The organism is Segatella copri (assembly GCF_009494395.1).
GTDB lineage: Bacteria > Bacteroidota > Bacteroidia > Bacteroidales > Bacteroidaceae > Prevotella.
Genome location: NZ_VZCB01000052.1, coordinates 130,490 through 149,629, shown reverse-complemented (window position 1 = coordinate 149,629; position 19,140 = coordinate 130,490). Strand labels below are relative to the sequence as shown.

General features: G+C 46.0%; 17 protein-coding genes. 6 read left to right on the top strand and 11 right to left on the bottom strand.

Annotation, left to right across the window (positions count from 1 at the left end; all coding sequences use genetic code 11):
- Positions 1-26: 26 nt before the first annotated feature.
- The 4 genes from F7D73_RS06560 to F7D73_RS06545 all read right to left on the bottom strand — a co-directional run bounded on the left by F7D73_RS06560 (position 27) and on the right by F7D73_RS06545 (position 5,390).
- Positions 27-1,370, bottom strand: a complete 1,344-nt coding sequence (locus F7D73_RS06560) for an MFS transporter (protein ID WP_153123250.1) — start codon at positions 1,368-1,370, stop codon at positions 27-29.
- Positions 1,371-1,583: 213 nt separating this feature from the next.
- Positions 1,584-2,756, bottom strand: a complete 1,173-nt coding sequence (locus F7D73_RS06555; protein WP_153123248.1) for a glycoside hydrolase family 130 protein — start codon at positions 2,754-2,756, stop codon at positions 1,584-1,586.
- A 28-nt stretch (positions 2,757-2,784) separates the two neighbouring features.
- Positions 2,785-3,948 carry a glycoside hydrolase family 26 protein gene (locus tag F7D73_RS06550; protein WP_228117653.1) on the bottom strand — a complete coding sequence of 388 codons (1,164 nt, stop codon included), beginning with the start codon at positions 3,946-3,948 and terminating at the stop codon, positions 2,785-2,787.
- Between the two features lie 101 nt (positions 3,949-4,049).
- A complete protein-coding gene (locus tag F7D73_RS06545) occupies positions 4,050-5,390 on the bottom strand; it encodes an acetylxylan esterase (protein ID WP_153123246.1) in 1,341 nt (446 codons plus the stop codon).
- A gap of 718 nt (positions 5,391-6,108) precedes the next feature.
- On the opposite strand from F7D73_RS06545, the gene F7D73_RS06540 reads away from it, so the two are divergent.
- On the top strand, positions 6,109-7,332 hold the full coding sequence (locus tag F7D73_RS06540) for a site-specific integrase (RefSeq protein WP_153123244.1): 1,224 nt from the start codon (positions 6,109-6,111) through the stop codon (positions 7,330-7,332).
- Complete coding sequence (locus F7D73_RS06535) at positions 7,329-7,703, top strand: hypothetical protein (protein WP_153123242.1); 375 nt, start codon at positions 7,329-7,331, stop codon at positions 7,701-7,703. The genes F7D73_RS06540 and F7D73_RS06535 overlap by 4 nt, the downstream gene beginning before the upstream one ends.
- Positions 7,704-8,069: 366 nt before the next feature.
- On the opposite strand, the gene F7D73_RS06530 is transcribed toward F7D73_RS06535, so the two are convergent.
- Together F7D73_RS06530 and F7D73_RS06525 are read right to left on the bottom strand one after the other, a co-directional pair.
- The gene (locus F7D73_RS06530; RefSeq protein WP_153123240.1) at positions 8,070-8,378 is read right to left on the bottom strand and encodes a helix-turn-helix domain-containing protein; all 309 of its coding nucleotides are present in this window, start codon (positions 8,376-8,378) and stop codon (positions 8,070-8,072) included.
- Positions 8,379-8,463: 85 nt separating this feature from the next.
- Positions 8,464-8,775, bottom strand: a complete 312-nt coding sequence (locus tag F7D73_RS06525) for a helix-turn-helix domain-containing protein (protein WP_153123238.1) — start codon at positions 8,773-8,775, stop codon at positions 8,464-8,466.
- A gap of 409 nt (positions 8,776-9,184) precedes the next feature.
- Here F7D73_RS06525 and F7D73_RS06520 point away from each other — a divergent pair, with 409 nt between their 5' ends.
- The 4 genes from F7D73_RS06520 to F7D73_RS06505 all read left to right on the top strand — a co-directional run bounded on the left by F7D73_RS06520 (position 9,185) and on the right by F7D73_RS06505 (position 11,992).
- On the top strand, positions 9,185-9,664 hold the full coding sequence (locus tag F7D73_RS06520) for a DUF3408 domain-containing protein (RefSeq protein WP_153123236.1): 480 nt from the start codon (positions 9,185-9,187) through the stop codon (positions 9,662-9,664).
- A gap of 185 nt (positions 9,665-9,849) precedes the next feature.
- On the top strand, positions 9,850-10,263 hold the full coding sequence (locus F7D73_RS06515) for a plasmid mobilization protein (protein WP_153123234.1): 414 nt from the start codon (positions 9,850-9,852) through the stop codon (positions 10,261-10,263).
- A complete protein-coding gene (locus tag F7D73_RS06510) occupies positions 10,260-11,210 on the top strand; it encodes a relaxase/mobilization nuclease domain-containing protein (protein WP_153123232.1) in 951 nt (316 codons plus the stop codon). The genes F7D73_RS06515 and F7D73_RS06510 overlap by 4 nt, the downstream gene beginning before the upstream one ends.
- 35 nt (positions 11,211-11,245) lie before the next feature.
- A complete protein-coding gene (locus tag F7D73_RS06505; RefSeq protein ID WP_153123230.1) occupies positions 11,246-11,992 on the top strand; it encodes a hypothetical protein in 747 nt (248 codons plus the stop codon).
- Between the two features lie 352 nt (positions 11,993-12,344).
- Here F7D73_RS06505 and F7D73_RS06500 read toward each other — a convergent pair whose 3' ends face one another.
- The 5 genes from F7D73_RS06500 to F7D73_RS06480 are packed head-to-tail and all read right to left on the bottom strand — an operon-like array spanning position 12,345 to position 18,823.
- Complete coding sequence (locus tag F7D73_RS06500; protein ID WP_077154034.1) at positions 12,345-13,805, bottom strand: PepSY-associated TM helix domain-containing protein; 1,461 nt, start codon at positions 13,803-13,805, stop codon at positions 12,345-12,347.
- Positions 13,802-14,662 carry a hypothetical protein gene (locus tag F7D73_RS06495; protein WP_153123228.1) on the bottom strand — a complete coding sequence of 287 codons (861 nt, stop codon included), beginning with the start codon at positions 14,660-14,662 and terminating at the stop codon, positions 13,802-13,804. Before F7D73_RS06495 ends, F7D73_RS06500 begins: the two co-directional genes overlap by 4 nt.
- A complete protein-coding gene (locus F7D73_RS06490; protein WP_153085060.1) occupies positions 14,655-15,518 on the bottom strand; it encodes a hypothetical protein in 864 nt (287 codons plus the stop codon). The genes F7D73_RS06495 and F7D73_RS06490 overlap by 8 nt, the downstream gene beginning before the upstream one ends.
- Positions 15,519-15,530: 12 nt before the next feature.
- Complete coding sequence (locus F7D73_RS06485; protein WP_153085059.1) at positions 15,531-16,469, bottom strand: HmuY family protein; 939 nt, start codon at positions 16,467-16,469, stop codon at positions 15,531-15,533.
- The gene (locus tag F7D73_RS06480; protein WP_153123226.1) at positions 16,469-18,823 is read right to left on the bottom strand and encodes a TonB-dependent receptor; all 2,355 of its coding nucleotides are present in this window, start codon (positions 18,821-18,823) and stop codon (positions 16,469-16,471) included. The genes F7D73_RS06485 and F7D73_RS06480 overlap by 1 nt, the downstream gene beginning before the upstream one ends.
- Positions 18,824-19,140 lie beyond the last annotated feature (317 nt).

Here is a 19,140-nt window from a genome sequence, read left to right as displayed (position 1 = left end):
CAAGTGATTATCAGTTGTACATCATTCTACTTCTTGATAGGGAACTTCCATGACAATACCATCAACAGGAAGGCAATGACAGCAGGGAAGAGTGAGAACAATGACCATACCATCGTGAGCACAGAGTCGGTGACACTGGCTGGATCGATCATCGTATTACCCATATCGTCTGTAATCATGTTGGCACCTGCCCAACCCAGGAAAAGGGCGATAAGAGAACCGGAAATGGCGGTACCAAACTTCTGGCTCATCGTACCTGATGAGAAAATCAAACCGGTAGCTGAGGTTCCGAAATGCTCAGTATGATAGTCGGCTACATCGGCATACATAGACCACATCAATGGAGAATAGATACCGATACCTACAGAAGTCAGGACAACCAAGGCAATCATCACCCAGATATAAGCTGGATCCATTGGGATGAAGAAGAATGCCACGGAGAGAACCAGACAGAGAACAGCTGCCCAGAAGAAAGCCATGCGCTTGCTGCCTACCTTGCGGGTAAACCATGGAGAAACACCTCCGAAAATCATACAGGTTACCTCACCGAATGCCATGAATACGGTATAGTTGATGATCAATCCCTCGATGGTTACATTGCCATGCAGACAGTAATCGAACATATAACCGGCTACAGCATAGCGGAAACCGTTGAAGAAGTTGGTGCAGACGGCGATGGCAGTCATATAGAGCCATGCCTTGTTGTGAACCAGGTCAGCAAACTGCTTAAAGGAGAATTTCTCAGCACGCTTTGGCTTGAGACGTTCCTTGGTGAGGAGTCCACAAGCCAAGGTCATCACGGCAGCAATGATACCGAGTACGGCACCAATGACTGCATACTGATGAGCAGCATTTCCACCTACCATCTTCTGGAGATATGGGAAGGAAAGCAAGGTAGCGAAACCCATCGCATAAGCTCCCACCATACGGAAAGAAGAGAACTGGTTCTTCTCATCATCATCTTCGGTCATCACACCAAGCAATGAACCGTAAGGAACATTCACCATAGTATATACCGCCATCATCAGGAGATAGAGGGCATAAGCATAGATTCGCTTGCCTACAGGACCGAAGTCTGGCGTGTAGAGCAAGAGTGCAAATATCAATCCGAAAGGAATGGCACCATAGATGAGCCAAGGACGATAGGTGCCGAAACGGCTCTGGGTACGGTCAGCAAGACTACCCATCAACGGGTCGGTAACCACATCGAACATACGAGCCACGAGCATCAGCACCGCAGCATCGGCAAAAGAGAGTCCGAAGACATTGGTAAAAAACAGAGGAAATGCAATAGACATCACCTTCCATACGATACCACCGGCAGCGGCATCACCGAGTGCATAAGCAATTTTTTCTTTTATACTAGCCATTGTTTTACTTTGAACTTTGAATTTTGAACTTTGAACTTTAAGCTTTGAACATTGAACTTTGAGCTTTGAACTTTATGATTAGTAAAGCCGTTGAATTCTTCACTCTTCGTTCTTCACTCTTCACTTATTCAAAAAAGGGATTCGCCCCTCGTACATATTTATAATACGTACGAGGGTAAAGAATCCCTACAATCTTAATACCTATGAAAAAAATTACTTATTTAATGTTTCCTTATTCTTTGCAACCAAAGCCTTGATCTTCTCTACTGAGAACTGAGTGCGATAGTCGTCCTTTGGTGTATTCATGCAGTAATCAACCAGACGGTCGATAGTAGAAGTAGCTACATGCATACGTGTATCAGAAGAAGCATAGTAGATGAATACCTTGCCATCCTCATCTGCAATCCAACCATTGGCAAAGACTACATTCATTACATCACCGATATACTCAGGACCTTCCGGTACGAGAAGGTATCCACCTGGCTCTGCAATCACCTTTGTAGGATCCTCAAGAGATGTCATATACATATAAAGTACATAGCGGAGACCGCTGGCACAGCCACGAACACCGTGAGCCAGGTGCAACCATCCCTTATCAGTCTTGATAGGATGAGGACCCTCACCGTTCTTCACCTCCTGAATGGTATGATAGTGACGGGCATTGATGATCTTCTCTTCCTTGATTTCAGCATGGGTGATATCATCAACCAATGCCCAGCCGATACCACCGCCTGAACCTGTATCGATGAAACCATCCTGTGGACGGGTATAGAAAGCATACTTACCATCAACGAACTCTGGGTGGAGAACCACATTACGCTGCTGACTCTTGGTCTTCAAATCAGGAAGACGTTCCCAGTTAACCAAGTCCTTGGTACGTGCGATAGCAGCTGTTGCTGTTGCAGCACTGAGGTCACCTGGCTGATCATCATCATGACGCTCAGCACAGAACACGCCATAGATGTAACCATCCTCATGAGCGGTGAGTCGCATATCATAGATATTGGTAGCAGGAACCACATCCTCAGGCATGGTGATAGGCTCATCCCAGAAACGGAAGTTGTCGATACCGTTAGGGCTCTCGGCTACAGCAAAGAAACTCTTGCGGTCAGCACCCTCCACACGAACAACGAGGAGATACTTTCCGTTCCACTTGATGGCACCGGAATTGAGGGTAGCGTTCATCATGATGCGCTGCATCAGGTATGGATTGCTCTTTTCATCGAAGTCGTAGCGCCACTCCAATGGTGTATGTTCTGCGGTAAGGATAGGGTTCTTATATTTCTCGTAGATACCGTTTCCCCACTCTACCGGTTCATTCTTACGGCTCAGCAATTCCTCATGATGAGCACGGAGAGCCTTCACTTTGTCTTGAAATGTTGTCATAATATATCTTTTTTACTTTTTTACCTTTTTACTTTTTTACTTTTACAATGTCTTTGACAAAAAGAACTTTCTTTTCGTTCTTGAATGCCTTGAAGTCATTGACGATGGCTCCATCACCTACTCCTGGGAGATAAGCTTCCTCCTGAGGTTTGTCCCAAGCATTGCGCCAGAAGAGAACGTAGCTCAACTGATACTTCTGAAGTACTGGCCAAAGAGTCTGGGTGAACCAGTTCTGCTTCTGCGAAATGCCTCGGCATCCTGTCTCGGAGAGCGCAGGAATCTTGTTGATTTTCTTGGCAGCCTGCATCATCACATCCAATGTCTCAGTAAGATTCTTCTGATAGGTGGCATCATTGTTGTCAAACTCATAGATGTCAACGCCTACCAGATCAACGAACTTATTACCCGGATAACGCTCCAAGAAAGCATCAACATTCTTCTCGTCTCCCAAATTTGGCGACCAAGCCCATACGATGTTGTTACACCCTGCTTCAGTAAGTCTGTGATAGGTTTTTGCGTAAAGTTGGTTGTATTGCGCAGGTGTACAACTGTTGGCTCCCCACCAGAACCATCCGCCATTCATCTCATGCCACGGACGGAAGATAACGGGAACGAGTTGTCCTTTATCATTCTTCAACGAGAGGATGAAATCTGATACTTTCTTGAGCCATGCATCAAACTTCTGCTGCTGAGCACCTCCGTCAAGAACAGCAGCTACGGCATCCCCCTTCGGATCCCAGGCATTCTCTCCTGTTGCCGGATTCCATGGATGCCAACTCAAGGTTACGATACCGCCACGCTTGTGCTGTGCCAGAATCTCCTTTCTCATACGGTCGAAAGGAACGCCGTCGAGATTTTCCTTGCTGTCGAGTTCTATCTTACCGAGGTCGAATCCCATCACTGCAGGATAGTCGCCCGTAGTGAGGAGCACGTCGCTCTTTCCTTCATCCCATTTCCAAGTGGTACCATACACCGGGTCATCCTGATGACCCAACATGATACCCTTGCTTAATAATTTCTGCAACCGAGTCTTCAGCTGTCCTGCAGGGGTTTTGCTGCAATCTTTCTTGCCTTTGCAGCAGGATGTATTGGCAGCCTGGACTGATGCACCAGTGACACCGTCCACCTGAGCCATAGCTCCCTGCATCGCCAGCAGACAAGCTGCACTCAATAAATATTTCTTCAATACCATATCTTTATAATATTAAGTGTTAAATGTTAAGTTATTAGCATTTGAATTGGCTTTCCCTTCGGACGCCGAACGTTGTTTCTTCACTCTTCGTTCTTCGCTCTTCACTTTCGAAGCTGCGCTTCGATGAATCGCTGCCATTCATCCCACTGCTCCTGATACCAGAAATGTCCAGTCATCTGATAGAGACTCAAGGTCTTAGGAGCCTTTACGCTATTGTAAAGTCCGTAAGATGATGTAGGAGGAACCACCTCGTCATTATATCCGAAGCTATACCAACCCGGACAAGTGATGCGACGGGCGAAGTTGGCACCATCATAATAGCGGGCACCTTCGAGGCGCGCCTTCTCCAAATCAGTCAGTTTCTGCTCTTTCCAGGCAGCACCCTGTGCCTTGTCTTCCTTATAGAAGTAGTGTGGCCAACCGCCAGCAACTCCGTGAATCTCAGCCTCATAATCACACATAGCATCATGAACAGGAGCCAGGAAGGTGATGCGCTTATCGAGAGCTGCCACAGCGATAGAAAGGAATCCACCCTGTGAAGAACCGGTCACACCGATGGTCTTGCCATTCCATTCTGGAAGGGATGCGATATAATCCACACCACGGACAGCACCGGTTACGACTCTCTTATAAGAGTTGCGGTTCGGATTTTCGAGATTGGTATCCCAGTAACCATTCAGTTCACCATTGGCAAGATCATCATATACCTTCTGCTCCATGGTAACAGGAACACCGTGAATACCGATTTCGAGCACGATGCACTCAGCAGGAGCTGTATAGGTATCGCCAGCATAAGGGCGGACACCGGCACCAGGGACACGGAGAAGAGCAGGATATTTACCTTCCTTGACCGGAACACTCAGGATGCCATACATCTTAGAGCCCCAGCGGTTGTTGTTATAGCTGATTTCATATACATTCTTATCCTTGGTGCAACGCTCTGGGAGGAGCACCTTGGTAGGATTCAGATCATTCTGTCTTGCCTCATCCAATGCCTTCTTCCAGAAAGCATCAAAGTCTTTCGGTTCCTTGGCAAACGGCTGGATCTTCTCTGGAGAGAAACCTGCAGTACAAAGTCCCTCATAATTCTTGCCATCTACATGAGCTATCACCTTGAAGCGATAGAAGCCCGGCTGCTTGAGCGCCCCACTCCATTTCATGGTTCCGTCTTTCAGAACAGCACTCTTCTTCACTTCCGGAAACATTGCCGGACCAGCTTCGTAGTCTATCTTGACGTTATCGAGAAGCGTTCCGCTTTTTCTCACATTGACGGTGAAGTTAGCTTTCTCACCTACCTTGTAGTTCCAATTCTGATGATCAGGAGTAACCGAAACCACAATGTTGTTGCCTCTGATTTGTGCGCGAAGGTTCAAAGAACCCAGCGCACTTATCAGAACACTTATAATTATTAACTTAAAAACCTTTGCATTACTATTCTTCATTTTTATGTCCATATTGTTAGTTACACTGTCAAGTTTTACGGTTGCAAAGTTAGGGATATTTTTCGACAAACCCATGTACTATTTTGCCGAATAAACGTACTTTCATTTCAAAGAATAAAAAAAATGCAGAAAAAGCATAGGTAGACTACATGAACGGTATTCTTTTGCAAGTCTATTTACTACATTTTAGAAGATATACCTACACCTATTTCCTGATATATATAATATAATGTACGCGAACCTTATAATATATAGAGATCTTATACGTTATTACAACAAGATTGGCACAGGAAAACCTCTTTTTCTTAACACAAGTCAAGCAAACCGTAAATAAAACGTAAAACATACACTTACAGCATGCAGAGACAAGAAAAAAATGCATCATATCTGCCATAAAGCAGAAAAGTATCAGTAATCAGCAAAATAGGTGTAAGGTTTTCAGCAAAAATAATGCCTCAAAAGGCAAAAAATAGCAGATTTGAGCTTTTATTTTGAGTTTCAAGTGGTTGTGGTAGTCGTTGGCTTTAAGTGGCATTGGCGAGAAACTGCGGAAAAAGCAGATTTGAGAAGTGGAAACGCTTTCAAATCATTACCTCAAAGAAACGCCCTAATAAGTCTTTTTAACGGTCTCGGTTCAGACTTCTCCATTCTGCACAGGTCTTGATTTCGTCATGCGACTCTCATGATTTAATTTTGCACAAACAAAATGTAAGGAATTATGAGAAGTACTTTTAAGACTGTCTTCTATGTAAATGGAAGCAAGGAGAGAAACGGAATTGTCCCAATCATGGGACGAGTGACAATCAACGGAACTATCGCACAGTTCAGTTGCAAGCAGAGCATTACCAAAGCAATTTGGGATGCCAAGGGCAACAGAGCCATCGGCAAGAGCAAGGAAGCCAAAGAGGTGAACTTTGCGCTTGACAACATCAAGGCTCAAATAACAAAGCACTACCAACGTCTTTCAGACCGTGAGGCATTCGTTACCGCTGAAATGGTGAGAAACGCCTATCAAGGTATCGGCACGGAGTACGAGACATTGCTCAGAGCCTTTGACAAGGAGAATGCAGCCTTCGCACAACGTGTGGGCAAGGACAGAGCGGTACGAACTTACCGCAAGTATCTTACGGTGAGAAAGTATGTTGCAGATTTCATCAAGTATCAGTACAAGCGCAGCGATATGTCCATGAATGAGTTGACCGAGGAATTTATCCACGATTTCTGCCTGTACTTGAAGAACGTGGTAGGACTTGCGCAATCCTCCATTTGGATTTACTCCATTCCGCTAAAGCATATAGTTACGGCTGCACACTACAATGGCAAGATTCCAAGAAATCCTTTTGCCATGTATCACGTTGACCCAGACCACAAGGAACGTGAGTTTTTGACGGAGGAGGAACTGAGCATGTTTGCAGGGATAAAGTTGGAGAATCCTAACTTTTCCTTTGCGAGAGACCTGTTTTTGTTTGGCTGTTGGACAGGTATTTCTTTCATTGACATCAAGAATCTGACGGAAGATAACATTGTCAACATAAACGATGCTCCTTGGATTGTTTCGCAGCGTCAAAAGACAGGTGTCCCATTCAAGATAAAATTGATGGAGTCGTCTTTGCAGATTATAGAGCGATACAAACCATTCCGAAAAGACGAACATTTGTTTGCCATCGGCTCTCTTGACATGATAAATAAAAGAATAAAGAGGGTTGCAAATATGTGTGGCATCAAGAAGCGAATTTCATTTCATGTCTCACGCCACACGTTCGCAGTTTTAGCCCTCGAACATGGCATGCCGATAGAGAGCGTAAGCAAGATTCTTGGTCATACGAACATCACCACAACGCAGATTTACGCAAAGGTGACAAGCACCAAACTTGAACACGATATATCTGTCTTTGAAAGTAGAATCAAGTGGCATCTACCTACAATGGGAGGAACGGTATGAAAAGAACAACTATCACCGTGGACGGAAATGGAATGCTTTCCATTCCGTCCAACTTGGAGGACTTGTGGATGAGTGAAAATGAGTTGGTAGATATGCTTTATGTCACCGCTCCGAAACTTCATTCAGTGATAAGAGCCATTTACAAAGAGGCTATGTTTGATGCCACAGAAGTCCAATGTAAAGAAGAAACTTCTGTTGGTGTTTGGCAAACATTGTATAGTTTCCCGATGATAGTCGCCATTTGTTTCCGTACCAACTCGCATGGTGCAAAATCGTTTCGTGACGAGATTACAAAGAGACTATACGGAGCAAAAGAGAAAAATAGTGCCATTATTATACAACTCTATGGGAATACGGATGTAGTCAACTAAGCAAAGTTTCAAATATATGGATTTCCACTGACGCACAGACTTACTGATTCACTGTCGTATCAAAGAGATTGCAGCAAGTGAATGGAGGTGTCATAACAGGTAAATGCGTTTTAGGGCATTGGCAACCTTTCGTTTCTCTGAGATGTTTACCGCAACGTTCCTTGGAGGCTTTGCGCCTCCAGCCACTTGGGCGAACCACCGCAGTGTTTTAGCATGGTATTAGATTTTATACAGACTATACAAGGAACACTCGGCAAACACAATATAGCCAATAAAACGAGGCGACAACATATAACAACCACACTCGGTAAGTTATACGTTGTCGCCTTATTCTTTTCACACACTCATCAAGGACTTGTTTTCCTCTTACACACCCTTCATTCGGTACGCCTCACGATAGTTAGCCATCAGAATCTTTTGAATGTCGGACTCTCGGTAGAGTATCTTTCCGCCAAGTTGGATATACGGAATGACACCATTATTGCGGTAGTCCTGCAAGGTTCTTCGGCTCAGTTGCAGCTTGGCGCAAAGCTCCTTATCCGTCATAAATCGCTCACCGCCAAGCATAGGGCGGTAGTTCGTGACGATACGCTCAAAGTTGTCAACCATGCGATTGAGGTGGCTCACAACGTGGTTCATCCACTCGCTGTTTCTTGTCATTACTTCATTGCTCATAATTGTCTCGTTTTTATAGTTGATACTTATGTTACTCGGTTTACTTACTACATTGGATTAAGTGGTTGTGCTATATACAGCCTTCTTATCCTGTACGCTTGCGGAAGCACATATCCTTCTTCTTGTCCTCCACCTTAGCTACGATAGCCATCACGTCCTCTGGCTTGTAGTAAGTCTTGTGGCTGATTTGCGTGTAAGCCAACGTTCCGTTGTCCCGAAGCGTCTGCACGGTTCGAGGGCAGATGTTGAGCATCTGACACACGTCCTGTGTGTCGAGCCACTTGTTCATGGTCTTGTCCTCACTGCGTTCACGGATTCTATCCATGCGCTTCACGAAGTTCTCCAACTGGGCATCAAGATAGTTGAATGCCTCTTCCTCAAATACAATAAATGCCATGCTGTTCTTTCTTTTAAAGTTCATACTATGTTGTCTGTCGCAATGCACCACCAATATGAGGTGCTTCACGTTTGCGAGTGCAAAGATAAGGCAAGACAAAAGAAAAACAAGCGATTTCAATTTCTGTGGCAGTCTTTGTCCGATAGTTGCAGTGGTTTGCTGTACTTCAATAGCTAAAGTGACAAGACGAACTTGCATAATTACGGTGAATGAATTGACAAGAGTGAATTAGGAAATATATAGAATTTATCACTGGTAACCCAATGCACCAACAAGCAAACTTCAACTAAATTGCTACATTATACCCAATCAGTTGGATAGTTGCACTCTGTACACTTACTTTGCACCCGACAATCGGTCAACAGGGCATACTGTGACCACAATACTAACATTTTAAACAGCGTAGATTATGGCAAGAACAAAAGATGTAAACGTAACTCCTGAGCAGGAGGAGAAAATGACGCAAGAAGTGATGGCTTCGTTCCAATCATCTGCTTATGGCAAAAGCTATGAAAGAGATTACAGCCCACTCTTTGGTGAACTTGATGATGCTGCTTCGGTAAATTCAGAGGCTGCGACGAATGCCCAATCATCCAATATGGAGGGACAGCCAACGAACGAGTCTCAATTGCCACCGAATCCGCAGAAGCGCATCAGTGGCAAACAGCGCAAGGCGACCTTGGAGGAGTATCAGCATACTTTCCTCCAAGTTCCAAGGATTGACGACCGCAAGCCTGTCTTCGTCAGTTCCGAGGTACGAGACCGCCTTGACCGTATCGTCCGCATCCTTGGAGGAAGGCGCATGAGCGTGTCGGGCATCATCGAAAACATCGTTCGCCACCACCTCGACCTCTATGAAGAGGACTTCGAGGCGTGGCGCAAATTGTGAGAACTAAGGTCTGCGACCTTGGGTATGGAGAGTCGAGAGGCAGAAGTCTCAACTAACGTGTTTTGAGGAGGGAGCGAGGTTATGTTTTGGGAACCCCAAAACGCCTCGTTCCACCATGAGGGCAGAGAAATTTTGCTCCCAACGGTCGCAGAAAGTGAGTACACAAACTGTAAACAGTATATCGAATGACAAGCATACAGGAACAAGACAAGAGAAGAGGCGGAAGACCGCCAACAGGCAGGGTTCGCAAGCTGTCGAAGTCTGTCACGGTGAAGTTCTCGAAGCCAAGTTACGAGGCATTGAGACTGAGGGCGAGAAAAGCCAACTGTAAGTTGGCGGAATACATCCGAGAGTCCGCCTTGAATGGCGAGGTGGTGAGCGGACACAACACAGAGACAGTTGCCATAGCCAAGAACCTCATCGGCATGGCGAATAACCTCAACCAACTTACCAAGCTGTCGCATCAGAGAGGTTTCCATGAGACCCATGTGTATGTGGTGGACTTGTTGAAAAGGTTGAAAACAATCCTTGGCGAGTATCGCCAAGCAAGTTCTAAACCGAAGCCAAGCGGAATGAGTAGAAAGGAGGATACGACATGATAGGCAAGCTAAAGAAAGGCGCATCCTTTGGTGGTTGCGTCCGCTATGTGACAGGCAATGATGAGGCAAAAATCCTTGCATCCGATGGTGTGTTACTCGGCACGAATGCCGAGATAGCGCAAAGTTTTGAGTTGCAAAGGCAACTCAATCCAAGAATTAAGAAGCCTGTGGGACACATTGCATTGAGTTTCAAACCAGAGGACAAGCCACGTTTGACGGATGAGTTCATGACTAAGATAGCCCTTGAATATATGCAGATGATGGGCATCACCGATACCCAATTCATCATCGTGAGACATCACAACACAGACAATCCGCATTGTCATATTGTGTATAACCGCATCAATAACGAGGGCAAACTCATATCGGACAAGAATGATTACAAGCGTAATGAGCAAGTGACCAAGGCTCTAAAATCCAAGTATGGATTGACTTACGGAACGGATAAAAGCAATACTAACACTCGTAAGTTACGCAATGCGGAGCGTACAAAATATGAGATTCACAATGCTGTTAAGGATGCTTTGAAGACCTCAGATAGTTGGCATAAATTCAAAAATGAACTTGCGAAGCGAGGCGTTTGTTTGGAGTTTGTCTATAAGGACAAGGAGCGAACCAAGGTGCAAGGCATCCGTTTGGTTAAGGATGGCTATAGTTTCAAGGGTACGCAGATTAGCCGAGAATACAGCTTCGGTAAGTTAGATGCAAGGTTTGGTGCTGAGTATAATCGTGTGTCGCCAAGAGCAGAATCCATGCAAGGAGGACAACCGAGTTGTCACCAAAGAGAACAAGCTCAACAAATATCAGAGCATACCCAAGACCCTTGGAGTAGTATTTCCTCCATCGGCTTATTCGCTCCGTCCAATGCCCAAACTTATGAGCCATTCCCTGAGGCTGAATCAGCCAAGAAGAAAAAGAAGAAACGCAGAAGAGGCTTTAGCCTTTGATGCAAGTTACAAACCATTCAAACAACAAAAGAACTATGAAAGAAGAAATGTTGGAAGCCATCTATGGCACAGTTGAGAGATTGGAGCAAAAAGTCGATGAACTTTCTGCTTCTAAGAATGCAGAGGCAGGAAGCACTCCTGTTCCTGTGAGTGTTGACACAAGCAAACTTGAAGAAGCCATCCTTTCTGTATCTGCAAAAGAAGAGGAAACTATTGAAAAGTTGGCAAGATTAAGAGACGCACTATGTGTCTATATCGAGCTTACCAAGAAAGAAACAAGCAAAGATGAACGGCGTGATAAACTCTTGCTTGAAACAATCAAGCAGATGAAGCAAGAACAAGGCGAAGCATCAAAAGACCTGCAAGAGCGACTTGACATAATAAGCAACACTCCTCAGAAGAAGATTATCACTCATCGCTTTGAGCCTACATCAAAGTACGTTCTTCTTTTCATTGTCGGCTTGGTTCTGTCTCTTGTTCTCTCCATTTGGGGCAATCTTACCCAATGGCGAGAGCATCAAGATTGGGAGGAAGCGGATTTGAAATATCGTGCTTTGCGAATGGTACTCCCATCTGGCGACCCGAATATCCGCTACATAGAAAATAACTTCTCGGTGCTACGAGATGAAGATGTTATTGATAATGTTAGAAATCGTGTCGCTGCTTATGAGGATTCTGTCCGTCGCCACCGTGAAATGATAGAAATGGCTGCATACAAAGATAGTTTGGCAAAGAAATTGACAAATGAATCAAACGAAATCAAAAGGCTTATAAAACGATAATAAGGTAACATTCTTTGTGGTTATACCATTGTGGCAAGGGGAAATCCCATATTCATTTTAGGGAAATTTCGCTTACGGTTATAGTTTTTTCTTTTGCCAAGAACAAAAGATGCCGTACCTTTGCCATCGAAATCAACACCACCAATAATAGGAGCGATAGTAAGTCTAATGACAAGAAGAATAATTCTTCCAACAAAAGTTTCGGTAGTATGAGAAGATAAAATTACAATACCTCAATAATTGCTGTAGATAAATAATAAAAAGAACTGATAGAGGCTGACTATAACATCCGCCACTATCAGTTTTGTTTTCGCATTTGTTTAATGAGAATTGGATTTTTGTGCAATGTATGTTATTTCTTCAATCTAATTCTATAACCCGACCACAAGCACCAAAGGGCAAGTATGCCCATCACAAAGATAAAAATGTATGTGGCGAGGCTTCCGATAAATATTCTTCCGCTATGCGCCTCTAACGCCACGTTCCATAGCGACATCGGAAGTTGGTTCATACTTGCTGGCTGTGGGGCAAAAGATGTTCCCTCGTAATATTCCGCAATGACAGGACTGGCAAAATCTTGGCTCATTCCTGCGATTGCTTTCTTTCCGAATGGAGCACCTGCTTTCTTTGGCGCAACCTTACCTGTAAAGTAGTCGATGGCTGTGCCTTGTTGCCTATCCCAAGTGAACAAACCACTAAAAGACCCACAGAGCCACTTGCCTTCTTTATCTTTCTGTAATACGTTCAATCCCATTACGCTGACAGGTGGAGCTGAATTTAAAGCCTTTACTGTAGCCTTTTCGAGATTCAAGGAATAGAAGCCTTCTGATGTAGAAAGAAGCCAGTCATGACATCCTTCGTCATAACGTATCATGCGGAGTCTGTCATTCCAAGGATTCTCATTTTTGAGCGTTGTGCCTGTAAGGGCAGGAATCTTGCTCAATACCAAGGCTATCATCACAGGAGGACGCAAACACCAACCAGTCAATGCTATTAAAAAGGTGAAGATGATGGTGTATCTTCCTATCTTATCATGGAGACGAAGCGATGTTTGCAGCAAGACAGTCCTTTTCGGTCTCAACCAAAATATGCCACCAGTAATACAAAGTATCACAATGATAAAGGCTATGGCATCGACAATCAACTTTCCAACCAAACCAAATAACTCTCCGCTATGCAACAACCAAATGGTACGGAATGCGGTTACTTTGCCGTCATAATCTTCAGGAGCATGGAGTTTGATCCGCTTGAAGGTCGTATAAGGAGAATGTGAGGTATAGGCAAAGGAGCGACTAAGTATCACAAGAGTATCACCATGTGAAGCAATGTCTGTCAATTTCTCGTCTTCACCCAAAGGCATTTTCACCTCATGCCACGTTTCATGTACGCCATATCGATAAAGCCCAAAGGGAGATACTGCAAAGATATTTCCATCACCGGTCTTTATCACATTTCTAATCTGTCGGTAGTCTGCCCCTGTAGGCAAATCTTCGTTGAAGCCCTTGAAAAATGAAGCCTTGGAATCTGTAAGCCAAATGCCACCATTACCGTAAAGCAACAGATGATGACAAGAGTCCGATACAGGCAAAGAGTCTGCCCCCAAACCTTTGTCAAGGTCGAGCGTACCTCTTAGTAAACCTCCGTTCCAGTTACGAAACTCATAACGGCTTGGCAGATACTTCCTGCTTATGTTCACATCTTTGATGAGTGAACGATGATTGAGCAGAATACCTGACAAACAAAACATGAGCATAAAGAAACTCATGCCAATACCGAGCCATTTATGTTGTTTCCTCCAAGTTCCTTTCTTCATTTTTTGTTGTCTTTAATAATCTTTCTTGCCAAGAAGCAAAGTTCTATCCCCATGACTACCCAATGCCAAGGATAGGCAGAAGGATTATCTATCAACTTCCCAATAATTCCTGTACGGTTGAAAGCCTCTACTGCAATCCAAAAGACGATAACCGTAGCCGTACCCATTCTGATGTTCGCTCCCCATGATGGCAAATGGAGTTGTTTGCGGAATACGTAAGGGGCAGAAAGCAAGGAACCGAAGGCTACACCGAAGGTGACTGGACTCTCACGACCAAACAATTGAGGATCGTAGAGGTTCATCAGCAGGAGATAGCAAGTCCAGAGCATTGTGTTGATTTCCATGAAGGTAACAATGCTGGTGTGGCGTGTCATCGGGCGAGCGGCGATGAGTCGCTTGTTCTTCCCCAAGAAGAGCGTCTGCCACCAGTTGAGGAAGTTGCAGGCATTTCGGGAACAGAAGATGTAGAGCAACATCACCATTGCCCACAAGCCAAAGGTGGCAGGGAGCAGAAGATATTCAGCTCGGCTCAACACCTCTCCCGTTGTGGGGTCAATCTCGGCATGTGTTCCCCAACGATGGGCATAATACATGAAGAGGAAATCCACCCAACCCGTCCAGTAGAACATGCCACCGATAAGTCCGAGCAAGGTTTGGCGAGTCTGTCCCTTGACGAAAACACCGACCACCACCATCACCAAGCCCACGAATCCCACAGCCATGCCAGCACCCAACAGTTGCGTGCCGTCGTAGTTGTCCTTCAATACTCGTGCCACCAAGTGAACCATGGGCATGCTTCCCAATATCACGCCCATCGACACGATGGATTTCCACCAATATAGTTTCTTGTTACTCATGGCTTTTCTTCTTGTGAGCTGCAAACATGATATAGACGAGCAATGCCACGAATGCCACGAGGATGCAAATCATCTGGGTAGTATACTTCTCCGGCTCAATCCAAATCTCCTTGAAAAAGTCCAAGCGACCAAGCACTTCCACTGGTACCCAGAACACGACAACCGTTGCGATAGCCATACGGATATTGGCTCCCCATGTGCTCAAACGCAACTGCTTTCGGAAGATGAAGAAACTACCTATCAGACAAGCTGCGGCAACAACCGAAGTTACAGGATGATGGTCGCCTAGGAAGTTCTTGTCGTAGCAGAACATCAACAGGAGATAGCTAGTCCAGAGAATCATGTTCAGTTCCATGAAGGTGACGATACTTGTATGATGTGTCATCGGACGGGCGGCAATCTCGTTCTTGCGGGAACGGAAGAGAAAACGCTGCCACCAGTTGATGAAGTTACATCCGTTTTTGGTTGAGAAGATGTAGAGCACCATCATCATCATCCACATGCCGAAGGTGGCAGGGAGGATGAGGTATTCAGGGCGAGTCACAACTTCGCCATTCTCCATCTCCGGCTGTGTACCCCAGCGGGTAGCATAGTACTGGAACAGAAATTCTATCCAACCGGTCCAGAAAAGCAGACCTCCGAAAAGTCCCCAAAGAGTCTGTTTGGTGTCTCCCTTTACGAAGACCCCGATTACTACCATGATAAGACCTGCCAACCCCATGAAGAAGGCTGAGTAATGCACAGCTTCAGGAGTCATCGTCTTATCCATTATCATCATCAGCGCATGTCCCAACGGCATGGTAAAGAGTACCACGAGGAACGATGCGATGGATTTCCACCAATTCAATTGTTTCATAATGTTTAATGTTTACTTTAATTCATCTAAGTAATAACTGATTCTACCTCCCTCATCACCTATCTGCACATTGGCATCATACCAGGAGATAATCTGGAGCTTGTAATATCTCTCGCCATCCCACGAACGGATTACGTAGGTATGGAAAGAAGGAGTATATACTGGAGGTGGACCCGAGAAACTCATTGCCTTTTCGAGCACCGGATTGCCGCTTACCAACTGTTTGGCAGGTCCGTTGTTCGGGTCGAACCAAGGGTTCTTGTTCATATCCAGTTTGTTGGCGATGCAATACTTGTTCCAGTCGTTCTGCGACATGGTGACATAGACACTTGCCGAATCATCCACGGCGAAGGTCATATTGTGTTCTGCCAGATAAGCATCCACCTGCGCCTTGCTCGTCCACTTGTCATATTCGCCATAGCCCAGGTCGGCAGCACCGCCCTTGCCTGGACCGCTCGTTCCACTGTTGGTGCGGAGCTGATAACCATTGAAGGCGAGATCCCACTCCGTAGCAGGATAAGCCATCGTATTGGGGTCATCTTCCTTGTTCTCCATCACCAGCAGACTGTTTGCCTTTCGGGCAACCATCTCGTAGCCCTGCTTCGGATTGTTAGGATTCACCAGCACCTTATTACCATCGGCATCGCGCTTATAGTCCTGGAACACGTTCTTCTGAACGCCCTCCGTCCAATATACGGTGGTGTCACCCTCGCAACCGAAGTATTCCTTCACCGGCTTGCCATCAATAAAGGCGATGACACTCTGGTTAGGATTCAGCACATTATAGCGATGTCCCGTCTTCAGGTCAAAATAGAGCCAGTCGTTGGTAACACCCGTGCTATAACCTGTTTTTCGGGGCAAGGTATGACCAGTGAAGTCCTCAGCCTCATAAGATACGCAGCTCGTCATTGCGGCTGCCATACCTATTATATATAGTAATGCTTTCTTCATTATTTTTTCTTTCTAAATGCTTTTACCAATTCATCTACCAACACTTCCACCTGCACATGCGCCTTGGCTCCTGCCGTGGCTGGCACGTTAAACATGGTGATGCCCGAACCCAGGGTCTTTGGCACATAGTTAAAGATGTTATCCACACCCACCGTCACCTTCACCTTATTATAGAAGGTCTGAATCACCGACAGGTTGCACAATACATACTGAGGCAACTGGCAGCGGAAGTAGGCATCGTGGCTCTTACCGTTTACAGAGAGTCGGTCCTGCACATCAAACTTCTTCTCACCCATGTAGCTTGCCGAGAAGGTGGCGCCCAGTCGGTAGTTCTTCTTGCTGTACTTATAGTCGAGGCTCGCCGTAGCAGCATGAGGCGAAGTGGTGTTCACCTGGATGCCATCCGTCTTGCTCACGTTCACGTAGCTGTAGGTGGCATTCATCGTGAAGTGGTTGAGGAAGTGCCAGCGCATGATGGTCTCCAGTCCGATGAGGTTCTGCTTGGCGAGGTTGGTGTATTCAAAGTTATACTGCATGTCGTAGATGCGCCATACGCCCTCTATCTTCTTGCGGAAGAAGTTGCCATACACATTGCCCGAGATGAAGAAGTTATCGTTCGAGTACTCTGTGCCCAGGCTCACGTAGTTGTTCTTCTCAGGCTTCAGGTCCGGGTTACCCTTAATCATGAACATGCCGAGGTGGTCCCAGTTGAAGAACAGCTCCTTGATGCTTGGCGAACGGTAGCCCATCGAATAGTTGGCTCTCCATGCCCAGTGATCCGAAGGACTCCACTTGAAGGCAATTTTAGGCATCGCCATCAGTCCGAAGACACGGCTGAAGTTGGTTCTCACACCTGCCGAAACCATCCAGTGGTCGTTCATCGTCCACTCGTCCTGCAGGAAAGCCTCCGTTTCCTTTAGCGAACGGGTGCGCATGATGTGGGAGGCATCGCCGTTGAATCGGTCGCTCGTCAGGTCATCGCTCAGGTGCTCGATACCGAGGATGAGGTCGTGGCCCTCGAACTTCTGCGAGGTGATGGAGAGGCGAGGCTGGAAGATACGGCTCTTATACACTTTGGTACGCTCGTCGATACGCTCGTGACGCTTGAAGCGGTCGTAGAAGTCACCATGAAGGGAGGCGGTAATCTTGAACCAATCCTTGAAGGAGTACTTAATCTTGGTTCCAGCCGTCCAGTCACGCGCCTGACTGAAGGTCATATCCTGAATGAGGTCGTAGGTATTCATATAGAACGCACTACCGTAGGCAAGAATCTCCAGGTTCTTGAAAGGGTCGTAGAATACCTTCTGCGATACCGAGATATGCTCTGTACCCTCGATGCCCATTGGCGGACGGGAAGCCACGCTGGTAATGGTCACGTCGTGGTCGAGCCAAGGATTCGCCTCTTGGGTATAGACCTTCTTGTCGTTCTCCGCCTGGTACATGTAGAAGGCATCGCTCGAAGAATACCACACGTCCGTCTGCGAAGTTACCTTGCCTGCATTGAATCCTGCCGATACCCAGCTCTGCAGGTTCGGGCGGTCGGCATTCTTCTCAAACATATACAGGAAGTCCTTCTTGGATGGATTCTTGTAGTTGCGCTCGTTCATCTGTCCCCAACGCACACCAGCCTGAATGTCGATAGGCTTGGTAGTTTTCTTGGTGATGAGGTTGATGACGGCACCCGATGCACGACTGCCATAGAGCGTACTGCTGGCACCCTTCACGATTTCGATGCGGTCGATGGCATGGAGGTTGAATCGCTCATAGTCGAGGTTGCCAGCCATGTCGCCCGTCAATCGCTCACCGTCCTGCAGGAAGAGCACGTGGCGGGCATCCAAGCCCTGCATGGAGATTTCGTTGCCGAAACCCACCTTCTGGATGTTCATACCCGGTGTCTCCTGTTGCAGGGCCTTGGTCAGGTCGGCATAGCCTGCATCTACCAGTTCCTTACCGCCGAGCACCTGCGTGCTCACTGGCGAGAGCTTGATAGGTCGGGCGGTACGGGAACCAGTAACCACCACCTCGTTCACCTTCATCACGTCTTCTGTCATGAAGAGTTTGAGGGAGTTGTCGCTTCCGATGGTTCCATTCAGAGGGTTATAGCCCACGGATACCACCTGGTAATAACACTTGCCACTCTGAGGCACCGAGATGGTAGCCTCACCATCCATGTTGGTAACAACACGCTGTGGCGATTTCAATTTCTCGTTGTCGGCGTAGGTGATGACTGCGCCGATGATTGGTTGCTCGGTTGCCTTCTCTGCGATGGCAAACTTCACCTTGCGTTGCGCTGCCATTGGCAGGGCAAGAAGCAAGAGCACCCCCATGAACATTACTTTTCTAATTGTCTTCATTTATATCGTTATTCTATTTTCATCCAATTCTTCTTATAGCAGTATCGCTTGACGCTTATATCGGCGTTGACTTATGCTTATATCAACGTTAGCCTACGCTTATATCGACATAGGCTCACACTTATACCGATATTGGCTTATGCTTATACCAGCGTAGCCCTTCACTTGTAGCAACGAAGCCAGACCTTAGTATAGCTTCTGAAAACGAAGTGTTTATATGTCGAAAAGGTTTACACCTTTTGTTGATTTCTATTCCTTACACGATTTTAGCCTCGCTATGGCTTATTCTTTCTTCCTTTCTTTTGTTTTTATTTACA